The organism is Roseicyclus sediminis, assembly GCF_025515305.1.
GTDB classification, from domain to species: Bacteria; Pseudomonadota; Alphaproteobacteria; order Rhodobacterales; family Rhodobacteraceae; genus Roseibacterium; species Roseibacterium sediminis.
On record NZ_JAOPHT010000011.1, the window covers coordinates 1 to 23,121 of the forward strand.

Annotated in this window: 17 protein-coding genes; 8 read left to right on the top strand and 9 right to left on the bottom strand. The window is 56.9% G+C overall.

What is annotated here, in order from left to right; translation table 11 throughout:
* Positions 1-284: 284 nt before the first annotated feature.
* The 3 genes from N8I71_RS13805 to N8I71_RS13815 all read left to right on the top strand — a co-directional run bounded on the left by N8I71_RS13805 (position 285) and on the right by N8I71_RS13815 (position 4,817).
* Positions 285-1,517: a nucleotidyltransferase family protein gene (locus tag N8I71_RS13805; RefSeq protein ID WP_262878589.1), complete on the top strand. Its 1,233-nt coding sequence runs from the start codon at positions 285-287 to the stop codon at positions 1,515-1,517.
* A 443-nt stretch (positions 1,518-1,960) separates the two neighbouring features.
* Positions 1,961-3,760, top strand: a complete 1,800-nt coding sequence (locus N8I71_RS13810) for an ABC transporter ATP-binding protein (RefSeq protein ID WP_262878590.1) — start codon at positions 1,961-1,963, stop codon at positions 3,758-3,760.
* A gap of 163 nt (positions 3,761-3,923) precedes the next feature.
* Positions 3,924-4,817 carry a P-loop NTPase family protein gene (locus N8I71_RS13815; RefSeq protein ID WP_262878591.1) on the top strand — a complete coding sequence of 298 codons (894 nt, stop codon included), beginning with the start codon at positions 3,924-3,926 and terminating at the stop codon, positions 4,815-4,817.
* 281 nt (positions 4,818-5,098) lie between these two features.
* Here N8I71_RS13815 and N8I71_RS13820 read toward each other — a convergent pair whose 3' ends face one another.
* From N8I71_RS13820 to N8I71_RS13835, 4 genes are all read right to left on the bottom strand, one after another.
* Positions 5,099-5,239, bottom strand: a complete 141-nt coding sequence (locus N8I71_RS13820; protein ID WP_262878592.1) for a paeninodin family lasso peptide — start codon at positions 5,237-5,239, stop codon at positions 5,099-5,101.
* 289 nt (positions 5,240-5,528) lie between these two features.
* Positions 5,529-7,406, bottom strand: a complete 1,878-nt coding sequence (locus tag N8I71_RS13825; protein ID WP_262878593.1) for an asparagine synthase-related protein — start codon at positions 7,404-7,406, stop codon at positions 5,529-5,531.
* A 150-nt stretch (positions 7,407-7,556) separates the two neighbouring features.
* Complete coding sequence (locus N8I71_RS13830; RefSeq protein ID WP_262878594.1) at positions 7,557-8,027, bottom strand: PqqD family protein; 471 nt, start codon at positions 8,025-8,027, stop codon at positions 7,557-7,559.
* A gap of 705 nt (positions 8,028-8,732) precedes the next feature.
* Positions 8,733-10,634, bottom strand: a complete 1,902-nt coding sequence (locus N8I71_RS13835) for an asparagine synthase-related protein (RefSeq protein ID WP_262878595.1) — start codon at positions 10,632-10,634, stop codon at positions 8,733-8,735.
* A gap of 269 nt (positions 10,635-10,903) precedes the next feature.
* Between N8I71_RS13835 and N8I71_RS13840 the strand changes: the two genes are divergently transcribed.
* Complete coding sequence (locus N8I71_RS13840; protein ID WP_262878596.1) at positions 10,904-11,356, top strand: lasso peptide biosynthesis B2 protein; 453 nt, start codon at positions 10,904-10,906, stop codon at positions 11,354-11,356.
* Positions 11,357-11,466: 110 nt separating this feature from the next.
* Here N8I71_RS13840 and N8I71_RS13845 read toward each other — a convergent pair whose 3' ends face one another.
* Positions 11,467-12,459, bottom strand: coding sequence for a sugar-transfer associated ATP-grasp domain-containing protein (locus N8I71_RS13845; protein ID WP_262878597.1), 993 nt, complete (start codon positions 12,457-12,459; stop codon positions 11,467-11,469).
* Positions 12,460-13,599: 1,140 nt separating this feature from the next.
* Here N8I71_RS13845 and N8I71_RS13850 point away from each other — a divergent pair.
* From N8I71_RS13850 to N8I71_RS13865, 4 genes are all read left to right on the top strand, one after another.
* On the top strand, positions 13,600-13,950 hold the full coding sequence (locus tag N8I71_RS13850) for a VanZ family protein (RefSeq protein WP_262878598.1): 351 nt from the start codon (positions 13,600-13,602) through the stop codon (positions 13,948-13,950).
* 647 nt (positions 13,951-14,597) lie between these two features.
* Entirely contained in the window at positions 14,598-14,903 is a 306-nt protein-coding gene (locus N8I71_RS13855) for a hypothetical protein (RefSeq protein ID WP_262878599.1), read from the top strand.
* A 296-nt stretch (positions 14,904-15,199) separates the two neighbouring features.
* On the top strand, positions 15,200-15,577 hold the full coding sequence (locus tag N8I71_RS13860; RefSeq protein WP_262878600.1) for a hypothetical protein: 378 nt from the start codon (positions 15,200-15,202) through the stop codon (positions 15,575-15,577).
* Positions 15,578-15,621: 44 nt separating this feature from the next.
* Positions 15,622-16,764: an STING domain-containing protein gene (locus tag N8I71_RS13865; protein WP_262878601.1), complete on the top strand. Its 1,143-nt coding sequence runs from the start codon at positions 15,622-15,624 to the stop codon at positions 16,762-16,764.
* Between the two features lie 575 nt (positions 16,765-17,339).
* On the opposite strand, the gene N8I71_RS13870 is transcribed toward N8I71_RS13865, so the two are convergent.
* Genes N8I71_RS13870 through N8I71_RS13885 form a run of 4 tightly spaced genes read right to left on the bottom strand, consistent with a single transcriptional unit; the run spans position 17,340 to position 22,745 of the window.
* Positions 17,340-18,512, bottom strand: a complete 1,173-nt coding sequence (locus tag N8I71_RS13870) for a class I SAM-dependent methyltransferase (RefSeq protein ID WP_262878602.1) — start codon at positions 18,510-18,512, stop codon at positions 17,340-17,342.
* Positions 18,509-20,830, bottom strand: coding sequence for an NAD-dependent epimerase/dehydratase family protein (locus N8I71_RS13875; RefSeq protein WP_262878603.1), 2,322 nt, complete (start codon positions 20,828-20,830; stop codon positions 18,509-18,511). The genes N8I71_RS13870 and N8I71_RS13875 overlap by 4 nt, the downstream gene beginning before the upstream one ends.
* A 4-nt stretch (positions 20,831-20,834) precedes the next feature.
* Positions 20,835-21,644 carry a glucose-1-phosphate cytidylyltransferase gene (rfbF, locus tag N8I71_RS13880; RefSeq protein ID WP_454824045.1) on the bottom strand — a complete coding sequence of 270 codons (810 nt, stop codon included), beginning with the start codon at positions 21,642-21,644 and terminating at the stop codon, positions 20,835-20,837.
* Between the two features lie 30 nt (positions 21,645-21,674).
* Positions 21,675-22,745 carry a glycosyltransferase gene (locus N8I71_RS13885; protein ID WP_262878606.1) on the bottom strand — a complete coding sequence of 357 codons (1,071 nt, stop codon included), beginning with the start codon at positions 22,743-22,745 and terminating at the stop codon, positions 21,675-21,677.
* Between the last annotated feature and the right edge of the window lie 376 nt (positions 22,746-23,121).

Below are 23,121 nucleotides of genomic sequence, written 5' to 3' on the forward strand. Positions count from 1 at the left end.
GAGGAAATCGCCTATGGCCAGGGCTGGATTTCCGCCGAAGACCTCGCCGATCGTATCGGTTTGTTCACCAAGAACGCCTATGGCGACTACCTGAAGTCAATGCTCTGAGTCTGCCACGGATCGCGACGCTTCGGCGCCCCGAGGCTTCAACGTAGGACTGGTTCGTTGATCGATCCTTTGCAAGCACTGTTCATGCATTTGGCATCGTTGGTTTTTGTTTATCTAAATTAAAGCTACCCTCAGATTTCAGAAGCGTTACCCGAATTTACAAAAATCAACACCAAATGGCGCCCCCTCCCCCCCCCGAAATTGGCCAAGCGATGAAAAAAACTTCTGAGAAATTGTATCAGTCGTTGCAGCTCCTATCTCGAAGCCATCTGGATGCGCAACAAGGAAATATAACACTTCAGTTATTGCGCGAGGTTGAAGATTGGGATCTATTTCTGTCGACCGCAACGCGCAAGTTTGGCCTGCCGCTAATTTATAGAAATTGCCGAAGGTTAAGTAACGGCGTCGTGCCAGAGGAAGTGTTACAGCAAATGCGCCAAGGCATTCGAATTGCCTCGATGAACATGCTTGCGGCGAATTCAGCCAACATTCTTTTCCATAAGAAATGCATAGAGCCGCTGGCGGCACGGCATTTTTATATAAAGGGCCCAAGTCTATGGGCTCGTTATTACGATAAGGGAGTTGTGCGAAATTGTCGAGATATCGATATCGTAGTCGAGAAAAAGAAATTTTTCGAAATTCTAAATTTGGCGCAGGAAAACGGCTATCAAATTGTGGGTGAATCCACACAAAAATTAATATCACCAAACGAACAGTATTTAAGGGCAATCTCGAGATATCAAGATGTGGTGACATTGTTTTCTCCAGAAGGAATCATTATCGAGGTGCACAAGCGGATCGATAAGAGTATGGGCGTTTTTTCTTCCCAGAAATTGTATAATGATCTTGATCAGGTGGAGCTTGGCTCACGCAAAATCAACGTGTTGCCAACATCAAAATTAGCAGTCTATATTTGCTACCACAGCACTCAGCATTTATGGTCACATTTAAGCTGGATAACTGATTTCGACGCAATTATTAATGATGCGACCTTCAAAAGGACCGAAGCGCAAGAATATGCGAATAAGCTGGGGCTAGGCAGGCTTTTTACTGCGACCATTTCATTCTTTGAACTGATGGGGCGCTTTGATCAATCAAGTGGTCTTCCGGAAGGGGCTCTTGCTGGAAGTATGTACATGAAAAGTATTATGAGCTTAGCAGGTGATTTGGAAAACGAGCACAAGATGACCAGAGAGGAGTGGAGGAGGGGTATAGGAGAGCGCTATGCTGGGTCTTTAAAATTTGCAGCCCAGTCGTCTACTTCCACATTTCTGTTGTCACTCAGGCCAAAAATATGGCAATATGAAAAGCAGCCTTTGCCAGATTATTTGCAATGGGTTTATTTTCCCTTGCTGATGGCCGAATACTTAAGGCAGTTCGTTAGAAAAAGGTTGCTTAGAAAACTTTAGATTGAATTTATGGAAGTGAAAGACATTCGTTGCTACGGTGAGCCTGATCGCCGTGTCCCAGATCGGTGAGGCGGGGTATTAAATAACCGATGTTGAGTGAGGCGGGTAAAATTTTTTTTTTTTTTGAACGACATTCTAGTCTTGGATCGGTCTCAGGGAAAGTCATGTGGCATCTCAAAAAGGTCTTCTCGTGACGAATATCTTGGTTTGGCTGCAGGAGAAGGAGAAGCAAAGCGCCCAATTCGAATGGTTTGCCTTGTTGAGCGGATCCAAAGATTTCGTGGGGATTCTTCACCTGCGTTGCGCAAAGTTGGACTCTATTGATGCCGAACGTTTGTGCATTGATGCTGTGATGAAGTCAAACACAGAAAATCAAGAAAAAAATGGCCTTCGGGCTTGTACCTAGATTTTTCATTCACGGATCAGTTTGGGATGCCGGTCGCATGACATTTCTAAGTAAAATGCGGGATGTGTTGGGGCTCTACCGGCAAGTCTGGAGGCTTCTTAGCTACTCAAGTCGTAGTCTCAGCATCTTGGTGGCGCTGGTGACCCTTGGGGAGGCTGTTGCTGCCATCCTCGGTCTTTGGTTAATCAAGCTCTTGATAGATGTGCTGTCCGCGCCAGAGGCATTTGAGGACGGGATTTGGGAAATCTATTTGATCCTGGGCGGCGCGGGTCTGGTTACCTTCATCGCCCTCGTGGTTCAGTCTTATGGCAATCTCTTGCGATCCCGCCAGGGCATGATGGTGGCTGACTACATTGATCGTGAGATCCATGATCGCGCCATTGAGGTGGATTTAGGCTTTTATGAAAGCCCTGCTTATTTTGACTCCCTCCAGCGAGCTCGACAAGCGGGACCCCAACGTCCAGCTCAAATGGTTTCGGGTGCTCTCGTGTTTTCGAAAAGCGTGATTTTCCTTGCCGCCATCTTGGTGATGTTGGCCGGTATCGAGTGGAAATTATTGCCGGTTTTGCTTTTCACTGTCGTTGTCGCGCTGATTGTCCGGTTGTATTTCACAAGAAGGCTCTATCAATGGCAATACGAAAGAGCTCAACTAGAGCGACGCGCGTCTTACTTTGATTGGCTCTTGACTTCTGATCTGCACGCAAAGGAATTGCGTCTTCACGGTTTGGGTGGATATTTTCGAAATGTCTATTCTAATCTCAGGCGTGACATACGCGCCCAGCAACTGAAAATAGAGACTACTAAGTCGTTCGCAGAGATTGGGGTGGCGGCTGTCGGTGCCGCGGCCTTCATTGGAGCGATTACATTTCTCATTTCAAGAACTGTTGCCGGTGATTTTACTTTGGGCGACATCGTTCTGTTCGTGCTTTTATTTCGTCGAGCTGAGCAGAGCGGTCAGCAATGCGTGTCCAGTCTCAGTGGCCTGTTCGAAAATCAACTTTATCTTTCCCAGCTGTTCTCGTTCCTTGAGGTGAAGCCGAACATTCAAGGCCCTGCAGAGCCTGCAGCCATTCCCCGCAGGCTGGAGCGTGGTTTGGTGATGGATAATGTGTCCTTTCGATACCGCGACGCGGATCACGATACGCTGAAAGACGTGAGCCTTGAGGTGCCCCCCGGAAGGCTAGTGGCGCTGGTGGGCGAGAACGGCTCCGGGAAAACGACGCTCATTAAGCTACTGACCCGCCTCTACGACCCCGATTCCGGCCGGATAACACTTGATGGCATCGATGTACGCGAGTTTGACCCTCTGGCGTATCGCAGACTCTTCAGTGTAATTTTCCAAGATTTCGCAAAATATGCTGCGACCGCTGCTGATAACATTTGGTTTGGTGACGTCGCGCATCCACGTGATGATGAAAAAGTCCTGGATGCAAGCGACCGGGCAGGGGCTTCATCGTTCTTGCGCGAGCTTCCAAAGGGTTTCGACACGCCCCTTTCACGCATCTTTGATGACGGGCAGGAACTTTCGATCGGCCAATGGCAACGCGTTGCGCTTGCGAGAGCCTTCCTTCCGAATACACGGTTCATCATCATGGACGAACCCACGAGTGCAGTGGACCCGCGTGCTGAGATGGAGCTTTTCGATACGCTTCGTGACCGGATTGGAGACCGTGGCGCCTTGATCATCAGTCACAGGTTGTCGACCATTCGCCACGTCGACTACACGTACGTGCTTGACGACGGTCGCATGCTAGAGCACGGGACACACGAAGAGCTCTTGGCGAAGGGCGGTCGTTATGCGTCGCTTTTTGGCCGGCAGGCGGCTTATTTCAAGTAGGGGCTTCGAGCTGGAGCAGTTTGATTTTGTTCTCTCTAGAACGGATGGTGCCTTGTTTGGTCTTGAGAGCATATCGACTGGATGTCAGGCGTCTCGTTCGGAACTTTCTGTTTGGAAAAGGTATGTTGGTCATTTCAACATTGAGCCAAAAGTCATTGGATAAATGAAGCGGAATTACACACTCTATGGTCTTCGCGTAGAAAGCGAAGTAGAGCTTCCTGAAATCGCCGGATCCGAGGTTTTGGTAGACGAAGAACCAATCGTGATCGAGCGAGGCCACGTTCCTGAAGAATTGCGCAACGGTCGAAAGTTTGGCTCCTCGATGCAAGTGGCCGACAACCTGTGCCTCTATGAATTTCCGGGTGCCGGTCGCTATCTTGTTGAGGGAGGTAGAAGGATAGTTGTTGCTGCGCAGCGGGATGCTGCAGCAAATGATGTTCGCGCTTTTTTGTTCGGATCAGTTATGGGAACGCTGTTGCACCAAAGAGGCCTGCTGCCAATGCATATTAGCGCAGTCGTTTCATCGCGGGGGGTAATCGCCTTCACGGGACCATCTGGCGCTGGCAAATCTACGACTGCGGCTATTATTCACCAGCAGAAGGGTTGGCCGATATTATGTGACGATGTGGCCGTTGTGCGCATGACTTCTGGAAAGCCCGTTCTTTCGGCTGGCTTGGTGAGGCTGAAGCTTTGGAAGGATGCACTGAACCGTTTGGACATCCATGAGCACGGCCTGGATCGCGATCTTCTTCGCTTCGACAAGTTCCACGTCTCTGCGCCAAATATGTTTGCCGGAGACACGCAAGTGCTACAGAGCCTTTTTGAGTTGGCTTGGGGAGACAATGAAACGCTGGAACCATTAAAGGGGGTGGATGCGTTTCGGACGGTAATGGCTGCTGTCTATCGTCCTTACCTCGCGGACCTGGTCGGGGATCGAGCATTGATGACGGCGAATTGCATGGCCGTTGCGAAGAAAATTTCGGTTGCACGCCTGACGCGACCCAAAGACCACAGTCATATTCAACGTCTCGAGTTGGAAAGCACCGTGGACTCGTAAGACAAAAAAAAAATTATCAAAGTGACAATACGAAAAGCTTAGTGCGCGCAGATTGAATGATACTCCAATCTATTTGCGTATGGGACTGTTGGCTGCAGTTCATACGATATCGTCCCGGACCCGAGGAACCCCGAACCGGATATGGAGACGTCGGCCGAATATGAACAGAGTTTTCGTGATCGTATAAAAAAACAGCCCCACCGACGGTGGAGCTGTTCGGAAGCTTAGAGCTGGATCAATCACATCAGCGGAGCATGCCCCGATGCCAAGCAATCCAGGCTTCAGCTCGCGTTAAAGATCGGGAATGCTGGATCATCCTCGAGGCCCGGAAAGTCCGCTTCCGAAAGCGAGCTGTCACCGCCACCGAGTGTTTGCGCTACGTCAAGCTCTTCGAGCTTGGGTGCTGTATACTCTTTCTTCATCACATAACCCCCTAGACTAGGATACCGTCATTGTTCCCCAGTTTAAGGATTGTCGATGCACATGCAAGGGCCGCATAAGGTTGCAGGCGCGTCCGGGGCCCTTTTTTCCGGTGAAACCTACACAAAAGCGCGAGATGCACACTGCTGACAGCTTAAATTTTAGTCAAGATCTCGCATCGTGATGAGTGCGCGGGCATACAAGCGGTCACTGTCAACAGAGGCCTGAAGACGGAAAGCCTTGAAGTCATTCGGTTTGGCGATGTCTTGATTCGTGGAGCAACAGGGTAGCTTACCCCGTGAGGTACAGGACCCGGGTTGCACCGAAAATATTTGCGAACAGGCGTCGTTCGCCGCGAAGCTGGGCTGGTGACATTCGAGCTGCGGCAACCCGGGCCTCGCGAAACTTACCCTGATCCAACCATGGCGTGAGTTCAGCGCGCCGTATGGTGTCTTCGTGCTCAACGAGTTGTCTTAGGCAACGCATTCGCATCACCTGACGCTTTCGTTCGTTGACCACATCCGTCTTGCTGATCTTTTTGGGAAGCATGGAGCGGAACGCCTTTACAGGTAGCGTTCGACCGTAGCCATGATCGTATCGCTCATTGGGAGCCAGAGACAGGATAAAATCGAGCAGGCGACGATCTGTTAACGGGTAGCGATAAGTTATATTGCTCTTAGCTCCCCAAGAGACCCACGTTTCCATTCTTGTCGCGATATGCCCTCGGGCGATCATTTCCTGGTCAAGGATCGTAGGGGCTGAGTGAATCCGAAGGTTTTTTCTTTGAAAGACCCCTGATTCGTTTGCGTTTCTCATGAGTTCTTGATTGGCAAAACACTGATCTGGGAAGAGATCATAAAATGGTGAAACCCTCCGAAACAGTATGTTGGGCAGCATTGGAATTATCCCGCTTCGCCAGACGTAACCCGAAGTTGTTGCCAAGCCCAACTGCTTGCGCCGAACATTAATCGCTCGCGCAGCATCGCCAAACCGTTGATGTCGCAGCATCCATGCCAGATAACCAAATCCATGTGATGAGAATGCCTCATCGCCGCCCCAACCAGACAACAATACTCTTACTCCATCCGCCTTGGCCTTGGACAAAACATCGATCTCTTCTGCCAAGTCCGCGGTTCCCTCATAAGCCATAGGCCGAAACAGCGTTTGTAGTCGGGTTTCACTTTCCTGAGAATCGGAATATCGGAGCGTAAAATTGTAGCGCTCGCTGCAGTCTTTAAGTATTCGGCGTTCGTCATCGGGACCGATATCTGGGAACTCTCCGCTCACGCCGGGCGACCATGTATAGCCGCCGGCCAACGCCCGACCTTCAGCTGCCAGCGCTTGAGCGCTTAGGCCGGTGACGATTGTCGAGTCGATTCCACCGCTGATATGGGCACCTACCGGAAGTTCTGTATCGATGCGGCAGCGTACTGCGGTCTCCGTCAGATCACGAAAAACCTCTACCACTTCGTCTGGCCGTCGGTGCCCTGGAGCAGTCACCGCTTTCGGCTGCCACCATAGTTCAGTGCGCACGCCGACCGCATCAAGCGCAGTTATGCCGCCCGGATGAACACTGTTAATGTCCTTGAAGAACGTCTTGGGCATCGGCCTGTAAGGGTCGTCGAGATAGTGAGCAACCATGTGCTCGTCGATACCCCAGTTGAATTCGTCGAACGCGACGATTGCACGAATGTCAGTCGCGAATATGACCGTATCCTTGCGGCGTGACCAATAGAGCGGACGCGTGCCAATATGATCTCGGACGAGCCAGCAGCGTCGCTTTTCGTCCTCCCAGACACCAAACGCAAAATCCCCTACAAGTTTGTCAACGCAGGCAGAACCAAATCGATTCCATGCGGCGAGGATTAGGCCAATGTCACTATAATCCCGTGCCTCGCGGGTATCCATGCCCAGCGAAGCAGCTAACCCTGCACGATCATCTAGAATGACGTCGCCAACAATTGTCAGGCCATTCTGGCTGAGTGGTTCCGCCGCGATTGGCCGGCCACGCGCCACTCCTTGGTCGCACATTGCGAAGGCGCAATTTTGCTCAACCACTGAGCTGAAGTGCTGCTGACCATATGGTCGGATTATGTCTGCGGCTTTACGGAAATGCGCCTCAATAATGGGGCGACCGTCAAGCTCTATTCGACCAATGATCGCACCCATCACACTTCGCTCTTAGACTAATCGCCAGCGTGCACGCGGGCGATACTAACTGCCGCCGATGATGCCGACGAGAGGCGTTTTCTTCGTAGGGCACACCGAGAGACTCGGGCCCGGACGCCAAATGGCGACACCGCCTCGTATGGCTAGCTCTTACGACACCTTGATGAGCCCCCGGTTCTCAAGCGCATTGAGAAACTCGATCACGTCGGCCTCGCAGGTCGCGCGTTCGACTTCGAACTGCTCCATGAGGGCGTCGCAAATATCCGCGACAACACGTTCATCGGAGATCATCGACCAGATGCAATCGCCCACGGCCCCTGAACCGAAGTACGATCCCTGATCGGGATCGAAGAGTACAAGTTCATTGTCGATCGCCGTTGCGAAAACGTCTTTCCGCGCGATCACGGAATTATCCAAAGAAACTGCCATTAAATCAAACCCTTCAGCTTCGCGCTGCAAAATATGCGCCACATAGCTACAACATTCCCGTTCCCTCAAGCAAGCACTGTTCAAATCGTGGGTCTCTTGTACCGTGTCGTCAGGGCCTGGCGACCATGAGCCTGGAACACTTCGCTCGCTGATGTATCCATGGCGGAATCGCAACCTTGCCAGACGGCTCACCGCCCGATGCTACTCTGGTCAAAGCTGCAACGTGCATCGTTCAGCGTCTGCGAGGTGATGAACTCGATCGTCCAGGCTCTGGAAGATGACTGTTCACGTCGTGTGGTTACCTTGACGAGTCTCGCCATAGATTGGTTGGCGAAAGAGTGCCAAACATCCTATGACAAAAAATCGCAAACCTGCCGCGTTGCCATGACATTTACCGTGCCGCCTGATGCCGCTTGGGCGACCGTGCTGCAATCGATCAGTGGGCCGCTTGGGCACTCGAATTTTCAGCGCCAACGTTCATGGAAAAGATTGGCGTAAGATCCACGCGGACCATAGCTGGCGCGGAAGGCGTGGGTGCCGCAGGTCAGCTACCGCGCGACAACAGAAACGCTTGCAAGCCAAACGCCTGCCTGAAATTTCTCAGGAGCAGAAATCGTATCCAGGGTTCTTCCCGTTACCATTGCCCGTAAGGTCTTCGGGGGCGCTCGAGGGACAGTCAGTAAGGGTCATTCCGATCCCCAATTCTTGCAGAACGGGGCTTTCCCAAGCCATCTTCGACTGACTGTGCAGTGTTTCTGTTTCGGTTCGCATGTTCTGATCCTCCCAGCGCCCTACTGGGTACACCAAGAACATGTGCCGCGCACCAACAATCTGGTTTGAGAGCCATGCGCGGCCACCATCGAGGAAAAGGTTCAACCTAGAATTCGTGACACTGAATCACTTCTTCGGTAGTCGATCGTGAAGGTGGACCATGCGCATGGCGCCCAAAATATCACTGAATTTCAGAAGGTTGTCCGATTTCATGTCGTCCGGAACATTGCAAATCATGGCCCGTAGGTCTTTTGATCGAAGCCAGTTTTCGGGGATGTCCATGGTGCCGGCGATCACTTCACGCCTAAGCAACTCCCAGCACTCACGTTTGAAGCAAGAGCGGCTTCGCTGATTCGCTGGATCCTGGGTGCTCAACCTTTTCGGAAGTTCGTCTGAAAACGCCTTTCTTGCCAGGTGCCTCGACTGTCCATCGGCAAAAAGCAATTCCGCTGGCAGGCTGAGGATAAAATCCATGAGGCGGCGATCCGTGAGCGGATAGCGGTAGATAGTACCGCGTGACCACGCCCAGCTATCCCAGGTGCGCATTCGTTCGCCGAGATGCCCATATTCGATTAGGCGAGCCATGTATTCCTTCGGATCATTTCCAACCTGAAATGGAGCGCTGGCCTCGGCGACCGCTTCCGGATGGCGCCGCTCCAGGGCTTCGGAAATGAAACAACGTTCGGGGTAAATGGTGTCGAATGGCGACCAGATTGCCGATAACTTTTGGGGCAGATTTGGCGCGATACCGGACCTCCAAAGAACTTTCAGAATGCGTTTGGGATGCCTGCTGCGCGCATAGCGCCGCAACACGCGCCATGCTCGATCGAATTGTCCGGTCCGAAGAAGATATGCTAAGTAGCCCAACCCGTTCGCGGAAAACGCTTCATCGCCGCCCCAACCGGAGATGATCACCCGAATATTTCTGTCTTCCGCATCCTTGAGGGTCTCAAGCTCGTCCAAAAGGTTGGCGGGGCCATCGAGTTCGATCGGCCCCGCCATGAAGTGTCTGAGGTCTTGTCCGCTTGTAGACCCGAAATGACAGTCCAGTCCCTCTGCTTGGGCAAGTTGTTGTATGATGTGCCGTTCGTCCCTATCGCCGAGGTCCGGAGCACCATCGGAAATGGCGGGTGCCCAGGTATAGGTCCTAAGCGTTCGGCCTTGCCGGGACAGTTCTCTGGCCGCGAGCGTCGAGACAAGAACGGAATCAATCCCTCCGCTTAGGTGCGAAGCGATCGGGAAGTCAGTGTCGATCCTGCATAGAGTTGCATCTTTCACGAGGCCACGAAGCTCTTCTGAGCATTCCTCGGGAGTGAGTGAAGGACGCTGCGGTTTCCGAGCCGGCGTCCACCAAGTAGCCTCTGACACGCCATTGTTACGGAGCGTGGTGACTGTCCCAGGTCGCGCAATATGCATTCCTGACCAGAAGCATTTTGCAAGTGGGCGACTTGGGTTACAGAGGAAGCGGGCGACCACCTCTTCGTCGATGACCCAAGACAGATCTTCAAAGGCGAGCAAAAAACGAATATTGCTTGCGAAGACCACCGACTTTCCTTGTTGAGACCAGTAAATCGGCCGCGTGCCGACGTGATCTTGAACAATGTTCAGTTCCCGCTCTTCTCTGTCCCATACGACGAAAGAAAAATCGCCAATGACATGGCGCGGGCTATCGGCGTTCCAGCGGTCCCAAGCTGCAAGCAGGAGGTCGCAATCCGCCGCTTCAGGCCACGCCGAGGGTGATCCCGTGAGATCGCCAACGAGGGACGGGCGATCGTCAAGTATGGCATCTGCAATCAGGGTATGACGGCCATCAGATGCCACTTGGCGGGGTTCCTGCGATGTTCGGGATACCGGCAGATACAGACCTGCGAAAGCCATGTGCCTTGAAATGCGTATTTCTGGTGAGGTTAATCGCTTCGTGATCATCGCGCTTGCGGCGGTCCTGAAGGCGTCTTCATCTATCGGACGACCATCCAATTCGATGCGACCGAGAATGGCACTCATGCCGCTTGTCGCGGTCGTGTCCACGTCCGCATCGGAGCGGGGGACTCATGTCCGATTTCAACGGGCAAGACTGGCATGGATCGGCAAGGAAAAGCTTGGGCGGCAATGCGCGTCATTTCTTCAGTTAACAACGCGTTGACCCGACATGTCCAGATAACACTCGGCTAGCGCATATGGAGCGCACGGGAAACTCCTTGTTCTCAAGCCCACGGTTTGACCCACTTCCCCAAGGGACAGGCTCGCGATATGACGGAGCAACAGCCATCAGACATCCGCTTTTGTTCATGCGCGCTTTGACACTGCTCAAACAACCCCGGGCCCGGCGTCAACTGGTCGCCGAGGCTCTCCGCGAGCTTCTGCGCGCTTGGTGGCTGGTGCGGTTTCGAGAGTTCCGCACTTATTCTAGCGCCTTGGGTGAGGCGCATCCGGCCGGCTTCACGACAGAATTCGCCCATGGCGAAGTTGCGCTCCTTAGCGACATTCGATGGGCCATCGACGCGATCAACAGGACGGTCGGCGGCCGTTTCACCTGCCTGATGCAGGCCATGGCGGGCAAGGCCATGCTGAACCGCCGTGGAATGGAGAACACTCTTGTCCTCGGTGCGAAGTTGAAGCGAGACAAGGAGGATGGGGATGATGCGCCCATGGCTGCGCACGCATGGTTGCGCGTCGGCCGGACAGTCGTACTCGGTGGGGAAGCAAGTGTCGGATATGTTCCAGTAGCAAGTTATCACAGCGCAAAATGAGATACGAAATCAATGTGCGAAACTGAGCCACGGCGTTTGATCCGTTCGCTTGGTTGCTGACTTTGACTGTCGACCAGTGCCTTCTCGCGATGCCAGGGCGATCAAAAACCTCAACCTTGTTCTGATAGCCAAACGTCCAACAAATCACCCAAAAGGGTATCCGCCGCAGGCAGTTGCGTTGAGCGCTGGAGCTTGTAGAGGCCGATTGTATGGTTGCCCTCGAGAATAATTGGCCCATCTTCGCTGAAGATCACATCCCATCCGACAGCAACCATACGGCCTGGGAGTGCCGTGTGAGCTGCTCTGGTAATTTCACATGCTCTTTGCCAGTCAGGAACAATACTTGGGAGATTCGGAGGGGCGATAGAGGCCGATGGCCAAAAGGCGCGAGAAGGAGAAAGCGCCCCGTCCGACAAATCTATAGGCAGTTCGTATCCGTGTCCAATGTTGGACGCAAATTGACCTGGCTCGGGTAACGACAGATACGCTCCGAGAAGCTTAACGCTGCCACTTGGCCATCGGCCTGTCATAATCCTTGCCACGGGTGCGCCGAGGATCCCGGATTGAACAATTGCGTGGTGTTGCTTCACTTCTGGTTGGAGGATGCGCGCTTCGGTTCGGCTAACCTCCGCAAGGTGGTTGACGATCGCCTTTCTCGATACCACCGATGTTCCGTCGGTGTAGCCGTCGCCAATTTTCGTCCACCGGATAACAGCCCGCCCGCGAGCACCACGCGCTGGTTTTTCGACTATGTTGTCCGGCCACGGCTCAGAAATCGCTATCTTCTGGGCGCCGCCTTCCCAGTGCTCGAGAATATGAGGCGTCGGCAAGCCGTGAGTATTGCAGAATTCAGCAAATTTCACCTTGTCGTTCAGCAGCTGACGCGGACCGTTCGAATTCAGGAACCCCCAGATCAGAGTTGTTTCCCGGTCGTTTATCCAGGCATCCGGCCGCGCATCAGGTGCCAGCATGTCAAACTGAACGACATCGACCGGAGAATGGTTGTATCTCAACGCGGTGTACCAGACCGCGAGGGAGCCGTTTCGCTCCCGACCATGCAACCTGACGGCCTCGGGGGAAAAGCGAAGCACTTTGCGGCTCATGGTCAACGCTGCTACTGGCCAGCAAAGCAGCATGAGCAGTGGGGCGAGAGGTCGAAGATACCTGGGCCATCTCCGCAGCATCAGTCTTCGACCGGTTCGCCGCCGACGTGTGTCCGCCTCGGACGCGTTGGTGGCAGGGAGGTGGAAGGGGGCCCCGGAGTAAGCGGACAGATACATCAGATACCTGAGCTTTTCCTTTACTCTGAAGGCCATGCGGTAGATTACTCCCTTCTCCAATCGTGATCACTTTCGACCACTCTGGCACGGTACGATTGTCATCCCAAGTGTCTAGGGTTCCTGTTCTCCTTCTTTGTGGTTCTCGTTTCGCCATGATGCCGCGTTCCTTCCTCGTATCGGCCTGGTAATCGATGCACTCAATCGTAGGCAGTCCCAAAATCTCGCTAAATTATTCACGGTGCAGCGAGGCAGCCCCCGATGAAAGAGCAGCTCTATCTGAGAAACGATATCACCCGAAACGAAGGCCTATGGAGGCGCCTTTGCGCTGCAGACGGTGCTTTTCCTCGTCCCTGGTCCTGAAAGAACCTGAATATTGTATCGGAGGTCGCAGGTAGGGGCTCCAGGCCGGGGGTTGCACACCACGTCTCGAACGCCTCGACATCCGCGTGACAGCTGCGCATAGTGCCAGACGCGTGGGCGCCATCGAGGCGCCTTAACTCGGAGCACCAATCATTGTATGGGGCAACAAGTATGCGCAGAGATCATCCTGATCGCACAAAATCGGCAGTTCCTGGTCATTAACGGCAATGGTCTTGGGGTGCAGATACGAGGTGCAAAAGCAGTGCTGGGATGGTCGGCAGGCATGTTGGCGACCGCAAGCGGTCTTCCGCTCCGAACGATCCAAACGATCGAGAATTCCAAAAGCTCTCATCGGGCTTGCAAGAGCTCTTTCTGGGCCGTGAAAGCCGGTTTGGAGGGCGCTGGGGTTGATCATCGGCACATCGGGCGAAGGCCCCGGCATTCGCTTTTGGAAGAAAGTCGACCCGCTGCGGACAGTATCGAACGCAAGTCTGTCTAGCGTCCCGCAACCGTCTCTTCAGATCGAGTTTTTCCTTGCCACGTCATACCGACCACGCTGATTCCCGAAACGGTGGCACGAGGTTCCAGGCAGCTGCGCTGGTCGTGACGGCGTTGCTCGCCCTGGTCATCGCGGGCCTGACGCTGGCGCCATCGGTTTCGCCGCCGCCCACGAGGTTAGGTTTGACCGACAAAGCCTATCACGCCATGGCCTTCGCCGCCCTTGTGCTGCCGGCCGCCGCCGTGTTTCGGGGACGACTTGTCTGGGTTGCGACGGCGACCTTTCTCTACGGGGCGATGATCGAGGTGATCCAGCCGTATGTCGGGCGCGGCGCCGAGTGGGCGGATCTTGCAGCAAACGCCTTTGGCATCCTGTTAGGCCTCCTCCTGGGCCGGCTCATCCATTCAATGACGCGTTCCCTGAGCACCGTTCCGCCAGGCTCTTCCGATCCCTAGTTAGCTCTGATCCAGGCGCGCACCCGCTGGCGCGCTCGCGCCGCACCATGGATCCATGCTCTTATGTGCACGCGGGCAGGCCACTGAGACAGGAGCGCTGTCCTGGACTGCGAGTTTTCTTGGTGGCGCGCTGGATCGGGTGACGACGACATGAGCCCGCGCGGTGCGGCCCACTATTGCGCAACCCCCTGGTGAAATGCGTGTGGGTCTAGAACTCCAGGTGGGGTGCGGGCTGGTTGACGCCCTCAAAAATAGTATTCGGCGCTGAATGTCTTTGTAGACGGCCGCCAACCAGCCTCACTTCAGGTTTAATCCACGCGGTCCGGTAAGCAATCTGGCGGCTCCAAGAATTGTTGAGATGCAAGATTTGGAAACAAAATTTCAGAAACAATTAAATATATTTTTCGGAATTGAACAAATTTAGGAAACAACCGGCGACCGCGACCAATCGGGCAAGGCTCTTCAAAGGCCCATCGCAACCTCGTCGGAGTGCGGGGCAGTGAACGCGCTCCTCTGACGTGAGCATCATCAAGGGGCATGAGGTTTCCCGTGGCATCGGATTGGGCTCAGAGGGGGCAGTGTCGGTCGGGTTCTAGCCCACGAGATCGCGACACGCGTCACCATCTGTTCATGTTTTAGAACCAATAATGCATAAATCTGTTTATTTTCTCGAAATTATCAACAATGATATCCACATGCACGCTCAACATGTGTGGAGGCGCGTGATGCTGGGCCCAATCTTCGTCGGTTCCATCCTGGGATGGTTGATCTTCCTGGGCGCATGGTTTGCCCATATCGGCCTGTTTCCTGCAGTTTTTTGGGGACTGGCAACCGGCGTTCTGGCAACGATTTCGCTCTCCCTCTTCAACGCATTCGGCTCCTCCTTGCTCCGTGGGCAGGAAGGATACGACGTCAAGGCAGGCGCTCAGAATGCGAGGGCGACGCGCGACTGAGGTCTCCGTAAGGGTCAATTTGTTCTCTCTCCGAAACGGCAGGCGCCGCGAGGCCCTGTTTTCCGGCGGAGACAGGTATTCATGGGGTCGCCATGGGGCAGGCCATGCGGACGTTCACGGCCAGGCGTGCCTGGCAGGCCTTTTCGATCAACCAATGGGCAGAGCGCAATCGGGTGCAATGTTTCCGTCGTGAGAGCGGAAGGATTCGGAAATACGAACGAGAACAACGACCTGCTACACAGATGATGCTGCCGCTGCTAAGATGCATGGGCTGACGCATTTTCAAGGTAGGCTCCTTGCTCACGAAACGTGACGACGACTTCTCGGTCCAGTACAGCCTGCCCTCGAGCAGGACATTCTGGGTGCGGGTGGAGAAGCCCTTCGATCGGCTGAGGATCACGGATCTGAACTTCGCTGACGAGGAGACCGACAGCGCGATCGAGGCGCTCAGGGAGGTTTTCGGGAGCCTCGGCGATGACCGCCCGAGGGAGATCACCCTCACCAACATACTGCCGTCGCCAAAGGGTTTGGCCGCGTCAGAGGTGCCACCAGTTTTTGACCGCCTCGTACACGTGGTGCAGGCCGCGCTTCCGGAGCTTCATGCCAGGAAACTTGAGCCACGACTGGAGCTCAGTGGGACGCGGTTCGACATTTCTTTCCGGATCAGGACCTGATCGAGGAAAGCCCGTGACAAGTAGACTATGGTAAGGGGTTGGCTTTGAAGAAAATTCTGGTTCTTGGGCGGATGGTTCCCAGCTACGATGAAAGCCTTGCTCGCAGCGATGATACGATCAGGACTGCGAACATCGCGTCGGCTGCGATCGACAGGCTGCGCGCAGCGGGAGAGGTTGTCGATACCGAGTACAGCGTTGCGGCGCCCGTACTTCAAGGCGGTCGCCTGTTCTCCGGGTTCATGGACGAGCTCCTGGGCTCGGACCTGGTGATCTTCAATCTGACGGACGTTTCCGCCAACGTTGCCTACGAGTTCGGGATCGTTCAATCCTTGGGGAGACCCTACCTCTTCGTTTGCTCTGGGAAGGAGCTGCCAGCCTATTTCCAGGGCGAAATCGGGATTCTCAACTTCCGGAACGTCGAGGAGTTTGATGCAGAGGATGCCTCGCACATCGACCTCTACAACTCCCTGAAGGATTGTTTCTCGAGCAGCGCGATCCCGTTGCGCTTCTCGCGCACCCAGATCACCGAATACTTCGATGGTCTTGCTCTCAGTGACGTGTCCGCAGCGTCTGGCCTGGCGGCAGGTTACTTCAGAAACAGCCTTCGCAGGTTCGATCGAACGAATGGCTTTTTCGGCAGGAAATGTAGCGGAATGCTGCGGCCCGCCGGACAGGATCGCATTGAGTTTGAAGGCAAAATTCCGGAGATGTACATTGCCGTCGAACCGCCCTCACGTCTGACGGATTCCTATCTCAGGGACTTTGAGCAAGTTGAGGAGCGCCTTGGTGAACTGGGGTTTGCCTTGGTGGACTTCCACATCAACAAGGGGAAGGACGAGGCCGATTTCAGGAATTTTGGCGGTCACGTTCTCGCCAAAAGGGAACAGGGACAGATCATCGAACCTCGCGGCTTGGTCGTTTTCGAAGTTCCCACGTTCCTGTATGCGCTGCAATATTCCGCGCTCTACAGTGCGTTTTTCAAGACGGACCTGAATGCGGAAGAACTCGATCGAAGAGGCGCGATGGAGGAGGACCTCTTCGATGGCATGATCCTGCGCGTCAAGAGATCCATCGATCACTACTATCGCCACGACAAGGAGGTTCCCAATGCCTCGCGACGTTTCAAGTGGACGACGATCGAGGCACTTCCGGACCTCTTGGCTGAGATCGGTCCCCAGTTTCTTTGAATTTTATGCCTGTGGCAGCACAGTTTCTTTGGAGAATGGGAGCGTGCCGGGTTCGTCCCGGTCACCAGCTATCACAGTGCGTGATCATCCGCCGCCACGGCGTCGGAGCGTCGGGGCCATGGTTCGGCGCAGGTTCCCGTGTGTGTTGCCCCCAGGTCACGCGTCGGGTGAATTCGGTCGCAGCGACGAGCACGATTTTCCCTGAAACCACGGCTTTGTTCTGAAAATTGAAACAAACCAGCTGTGATTATCCTGTGCGCAATTGGCCTCAGCCTGTGGGTAAACCTGTGCAGTCTCGCCCGGGCTGTGGGCAGGTTCGGCATTTCGGCGACTTATCCAGAGCGGGTTTCCCATTCGGCGACAATGAAGCGAGAACGGCTCTCCTGTTTCCCGAAATGATGGCGCCCGGCGGCTGTCTTGCCGGTGAAACGAACGACGGCTAGCCTTTTGGAGAGCCAGCTCGTTCCCCAAGTAAGGTTTTATGTCGCAGGGATTTTTTCGGGACGGGCTGGTTCGCCTTCCTCCGAAGACAAGCGCCCTGAGCCTGCAATCCGCGGCCTTGGGAAACCGGTGCCCTAGAGCGCCACGATTTCGGGACGAAGCTCCATATCGGCGAGAGCTGTCCGGATCTCCTCGACATAGACGGGGTTCATGACGATGACCGTATCGGGTGGGTCGGCGGCAAGTGCGGCCGGCGCCGACACGACATGCCCCGTCCCGGGCAGATACTTTCCCTGCTTGTGCAGGTTGATGTCGATGACGTGCCCGATCTCCGCGCCGAGCCCGTTCGTCGTGAGGAAGGCCACGGCCTTCGACCCGCCGCCCCAGATCGCCGTCGCCCGACCGGCACTGTGCGCGGCCTGAACCTTGTCGAGCCAGAAGGCGCGCGTCTCGGCGATGCGCGCGGGGAACGCCTCGGCCAGCGCGAGCGTGGTTTCCAGGTCCCGCTCCTCGGCATGGGGTTCGCCCTGGCCCGGTTCGGCATACTGGATGATGTACTGGTCGCCATAGGCGAGGTAGCTCTTCGTCACGTTCAGGCCCGCCGCGCGGAACAGGCGCGCATGGCAGCCGAGCGTGAAGTACGAACAATGCTCGTGATAGATGTCCCAGAACGCGCCTTCCGCGAGGACGCGCGCGGCATCCGGCGTCTCGAACATCACCTGCACGTCGTCCCTGCCATGGGTGACGGCCATGACATCCTCCATGAAGCGGCCGACCTCGGGGATGTGTTCGAGCGTATGGCGGCAGACGATGAGGTCCGGTGTCTCCTTGATCCGGTCCGGGTCGAAATACTCCCTCAGGAAGCGGATGCGCCGCCCTGCTGCACCCGGCAGCCGCTCGGGGATGAAACCGGGGTCTACGCCCAGCGCCTGCGCGCCGGTGATATCAACGAGTTCCTCCAGGAAATCGCCCTTGCCGCAGCCGATCTCGAGGATCAGCCGCCCGTCGAGGTCCTGTCGCCCCGCGATCTCGGCGGCGAGGTCTTTGGCGAAACGGTTGAACGTACCCGAGAAATGCTGGCTCTCCTCGGTCGTCGAGGAATAGTCCACGAGGCCCGCGTCGAAGGTCGCGTTGAACATGAACCCGCAGCCCTGGCAGAGCGTCAGGGTCAGTTCGCCTTTGGGGTAGGCCACCGCCTCTTCCCGCGTGTCGAGCAGAACGACGCTCTGCGACGGGATCGCCGGAAGGTGGTAGAGCGCCCTAAGATCGGACCCGCCGCATGCGGGGCACGTCTTTCGCGGCGTCATGCCCCCACCATCTCCAGGTCCGGGATCGGCACGAGGATACGTCCCCCGCGCGCGAGATAGTCGCGCTGCTGGCGCACGATCTCGTCCCGGAAGTTCCACGGCAGGAGGATCAGGACATCCGGCGGGTCGGCCTCGAGACGTTCCGGCCCCACGATCGGGATGCGAACTCCGGGCATGTACTTGCCCTGTTTCGCCGGGTTCCGGTCGACCGCGAACTCGATCACGCGGGCGTCGAGCCCGAGGTAGTTGAGCATGATCGTGCCCTTGGCCGCTGCCCCGTAGGCCGCGATGCGGCCACCCGAGGCGCGGATCTCGCCGATCATGCGGCGGGCCTCGTTGCGGAAGGTCCGCACCTGAAGCGCGAAGTCCTCGTAGTAGGCGGCGGTGTCGAGCCCGAGCGCGCGTTCCTCGTCCAGCAACTCGGCCACGCGGGCCGTCGGGGCCGCGGTCTTGCCGAAGGTCAGTCGCAGGGACCCGCCGTGGATCGGCAGCCGTAGCACATCGTTGAGATGCAGGCCGTGGCGGGCGAACAGCGCCTGCGCCGAGCCGAGCGAGAAATAGCAGCGGTGCTCGTGGTAGATCGTGTCGAACTCGCCATGGTCGATCAGGTCGCGGACATAGGGGAACTCGACGACCACGACGCCGTCCTCGGCCACAAGCTCGGCCAGCCCGGCGACGAGGTCGTTCTGGTCTTCCACATGGGCCACGACGTTGTTGGCGATGATCACGTCGGCCTTGCGTCCCCGCTCGGCCACGACGCGCCGGGCCAGAGCTTCGCCGAAAAAGTCGTTGATCGTCTCGACGCCTTTCTCGCGGGCGATCTTGACCGGCTGCGACGCCGGGTCGATCCCGAGCACGTCGATGCCGGCCTGCAGGAAGTTCATCAGCATGTAGCCGTCGTTCGACGCGATCTCGGCCACGAGGTTGCCCGGCTTCAGCCCGCGCGCCTCGATCAGTGCCTGGGCGTGGTTCCGGCTGTGGGCCAGGAGATCCTCGGACACCGAGGAGAAATAAACGTAGTCGTCTCCGAACATCTCCTCCGGCGGCCGCGTCTCCAGCAGCTGCACGAGCCCGCAGGAGGCGCAGAAGCCCAGGCGCAGCGGAACCAGTCGTTCCTGCCCGCCGAGATCCTCCTCGCGCAGCAGGCCGTCGGACCGTGGCATCTCGCCGAGGTCCAGAACCGGTGCGAGGCCCACGCCACCGCAGGAAATGCAGCCGCAGGCGGCGGCATCGCGGGCGAACTCCGCCGTCGTGGCGGTCATCTCGCGGTCCCAGCTTGCGCGGGCCTTCTCCGTGTGGGCGAGGGTCCGGTCGATCCGCTCTTCCTCGATCAGCTGCATGATGTGGCCGATCCGCTGATAGCGCGGCCCCTCGAACTCCTCGAGCGTCAGGCCCGAGGACCGGCAGGCCTCGTAGATCTCCTCGGCTCCCTTCTTCGGTGTCCATTGCGGAACGAAGCCGGGCAGGACGCGGCGGATCTTGTCGCAATTGACGCGGTAGGACCGCAGGTCGGGGCCCGCGCCCTCGGCGAATTGAAGCTCGCAGTCGGGAACCACTTCGGCCACGATCTTCGCGAGGTCGCGGATCTGGTAGTTGTGCTCGGTCACGCCGACGTTGAAGGCCTCGCCGCGCACCACGTCCACCGGCGCCTCGGCCACGCATTTGAACGCAAGGGCGATGTCCTTGATGTGGGTGATCGGCCGCCAGGACATGCCGTCGGACTTCATGTGGATGCGGCCCGTCGTGACGGCCCATGCGACGAGATTGTTGAGCACGAGGTCGAAGCGCAGGCGCGGCCCCAGCCCGTAGGCGGTGGCCGACCGCAGGTTCGTCACGCAGAAGCCGTCATCGATGAGCCCGGCCAGTTCCAGCTCGGAGCGCACCTTGCTCTCGCCATAGGGAGTCACCGGGTTGAAGGGCGAGGTCTCGTCGATGAAGCCGCTGCCGGCCGCGCCGTAGTTCGAGCAGGTCGAGGAGAAGATGAACCGCTCCACGCCCGCGGCCTTTGCCGCGCGGGCGACGGCCATCGTGCCCTCGTAGTTGATCGAGAAGGTCGTTTCGGGACGGAAGTTGCCCAGCGGATCATTGGACAGGCCGGCCAGGTGCATGACCGCGTCGAAGCCGAGGAAATCCCCCGGCTCGGCCGCACGCACGTCCTTGCGGATCCACGGGAGGTCCGGGACCTCGCCGCCGGGGGCGAAGGTGCAGCGTTCATAGAGGTCGCTGTCGAGGCCGACGACCTCGTGACCGGCTTCCATGAGCATCGGTGTCAGGACCGTTCCGATATAGCCCTGGTGTCCCGTGACGAGAATTCGCATGGCTTCACTCTTTCTCCCAGACCGCCCAGGGGCGGCCGCCGTCGTTCCAGAGGTTCTCGAGCACCCGCTTGTCGCGCAAAGTGTCCATGGCCGACCAGAACCCGTCGTGGAAATAGGCCATGAGCTGTCCGTCGCGCGCGAGGTTTTCCATCGGCGCGTGCTCGAACATCACCATATCGCCGTCGATGTAGTCGAGCACTTCGGGTTCCAGCACGAAGAAGGCCCCGTTGATCCAGCCCTCGGCCGTCTGGGGCTTTTCCTCGAAGGCCACGACCTGGTTGCCCTCGAAGCGCATGTGCCCGTAGCGCGCCTGCGGCCGAACGGCCGTGACGGTCGCGAGCTTGCCGTGGCTCTTGTGGAATTCGATCAGCTTCTTGATGTCCACATCCGACACGCCGTCGCCCCAGGTCAGCAGGAATGTCTCGTCGCCCAGCCAGTCCTTGAGGCGCTTGACCCGTCCGCCGGTCAGGGTCTCGTCGCCCGTCTCGACGAGGTGGACCGTCCAGTCCGGCATGTCGGAGGTATCGCGGATGGCCGTCGCGTGCTCGCCCATCCGGAACGTGAGGTTTCCCGAAAGGTTCGTGAAGTCGTGGAAGTAGCGCTTGATGACCTCGCCCTTGTAACCGAGCGCCACGACGAATTCGTCGAAGCCGTAGTGCGCGTAGATTCGCATGATGTGCATCAGGATCGGCAAGCCGCCGATCTCGACCATGGGTTTCGGCCGCACGACGGTTTCCTCGGCAAGCCTCGTGCCTTTGCCACCTGCAAGTATCGCGACTTTCAAATTCTCGTCCTCGCTATGAGTTTGCCCCAAAAAAACGGGTGAAAGACTTTCAAAAAATTCTCAGGCGACGGAAGCCCGGACCGCGTCCTCCCTGAGTGCCGCCGCCGCATCTTCCAGCGTCTTCAACCTGCGCGTCAGGCCCTCGGGTTTCTCCAGGCCCTCGACCTCCAGAATCTCCGCAAGCCGGTGTCCCCAGTCATGGCGGAGCGACATCTGCACGAGGTTCTCGCGCGACGCACGGCGGATCCGTTGATCGTCGGCCAGAAGCGCGACCAGTTCATCGGTCGCCGTTTTCGGGTCGCCCGACAGGTCGATGACCGCATCCGTCCAGTCGAGAAGACGCGCGCGGTCCTCCGTCTCGGGCGCGCGGCCGATGACGACGGTGCCGGCGGCCAGGCTCTCGAACCAGCGGGGCCCGACGTAGGAAAGCTGCGCCTTGCCCTCGTTGGCGAAGAAGTGGTCGAACGCGGTCGACAGCCTGCTGCGCCGCAAAAGCTGCCAGAACATGTCGCGGTAGCGCCAGAGATCCGTCGCGTGACCCAGCTTCAGGAGGTTGGAGTAGTAGACCAGCTCGGAGCTGTCCGGACGGTTGAGCCGGTCGCAGAAAGCCTCCAGAATGTCCTTCTTCTGGCGCCCGAAGGCGTTGACGGCGATCGGCCGGTCGTCGCGGGACACGTAGGGCGCCGCCCCGACATCAAGAACGTTGGCCGCCATCGGCAGGTAGTGGGTCTTCACGTTCAGCCGGTCGGCGATCATGTCGGCGTCGTCGCCGATCCCCAGATACAGCCGGTCGAAGCGCGAGAACCACGCCTTGCGCCGACCCAGCATCCGCTTCACCGGGTTCAAGTTGACCGAATTGACGCCGTAGGACCCGAAAAGATAGCCGATCAGCGGACCGTCGATCCGGTCGCGCACCTTGGGAAGAAGCCGCGCGAGGCTGTCCTCGATCCTCGGATAGGAGATCCCGAAAATGAATGCGATGTCGTAGCGGCGTTCAAGCTGCGCCAGATCTGTCGCGGAGGTCAGGAGGTCTGCACCGAGCGCGTCGACAATCGCGTCTTCGGCATCGTAGGCACAGGCATCGGACAGATGCACGTGATCTGCCCTGCTACTGATTACAATCGCCTTCATGTCGGTAATCCAATTCAAGTTGTGTCATTAATTTCTGCAGGTGCATCGTTCCAAGGATGCGACCGAAACCCGGTGTTTCAAGTGGCAAACATCATATCTTCCAAACGGATTTTCCAAACGGACCTGGGCGTCGCTGCCCGGCTGTCGCTCGGTCTCGTGGTATGCGCCCCAGCAGCGCGCCATGAAATACCTGGCGTCCGCGTGAAGAGCTTCGAAACCTCCTTCCGAATCCAAAGATTTGGACAATCCCCTTGTTTGTCAATGGTAATGCGCCCCAAAGGGGGGCGCGCCGGGCAACTTTCCGATCCGTGCCCGATCTGACGGCGATATGCGTGTCCTCGCCTTCCTCGGCGCTTCGAATGAACCGCCGCGGCAT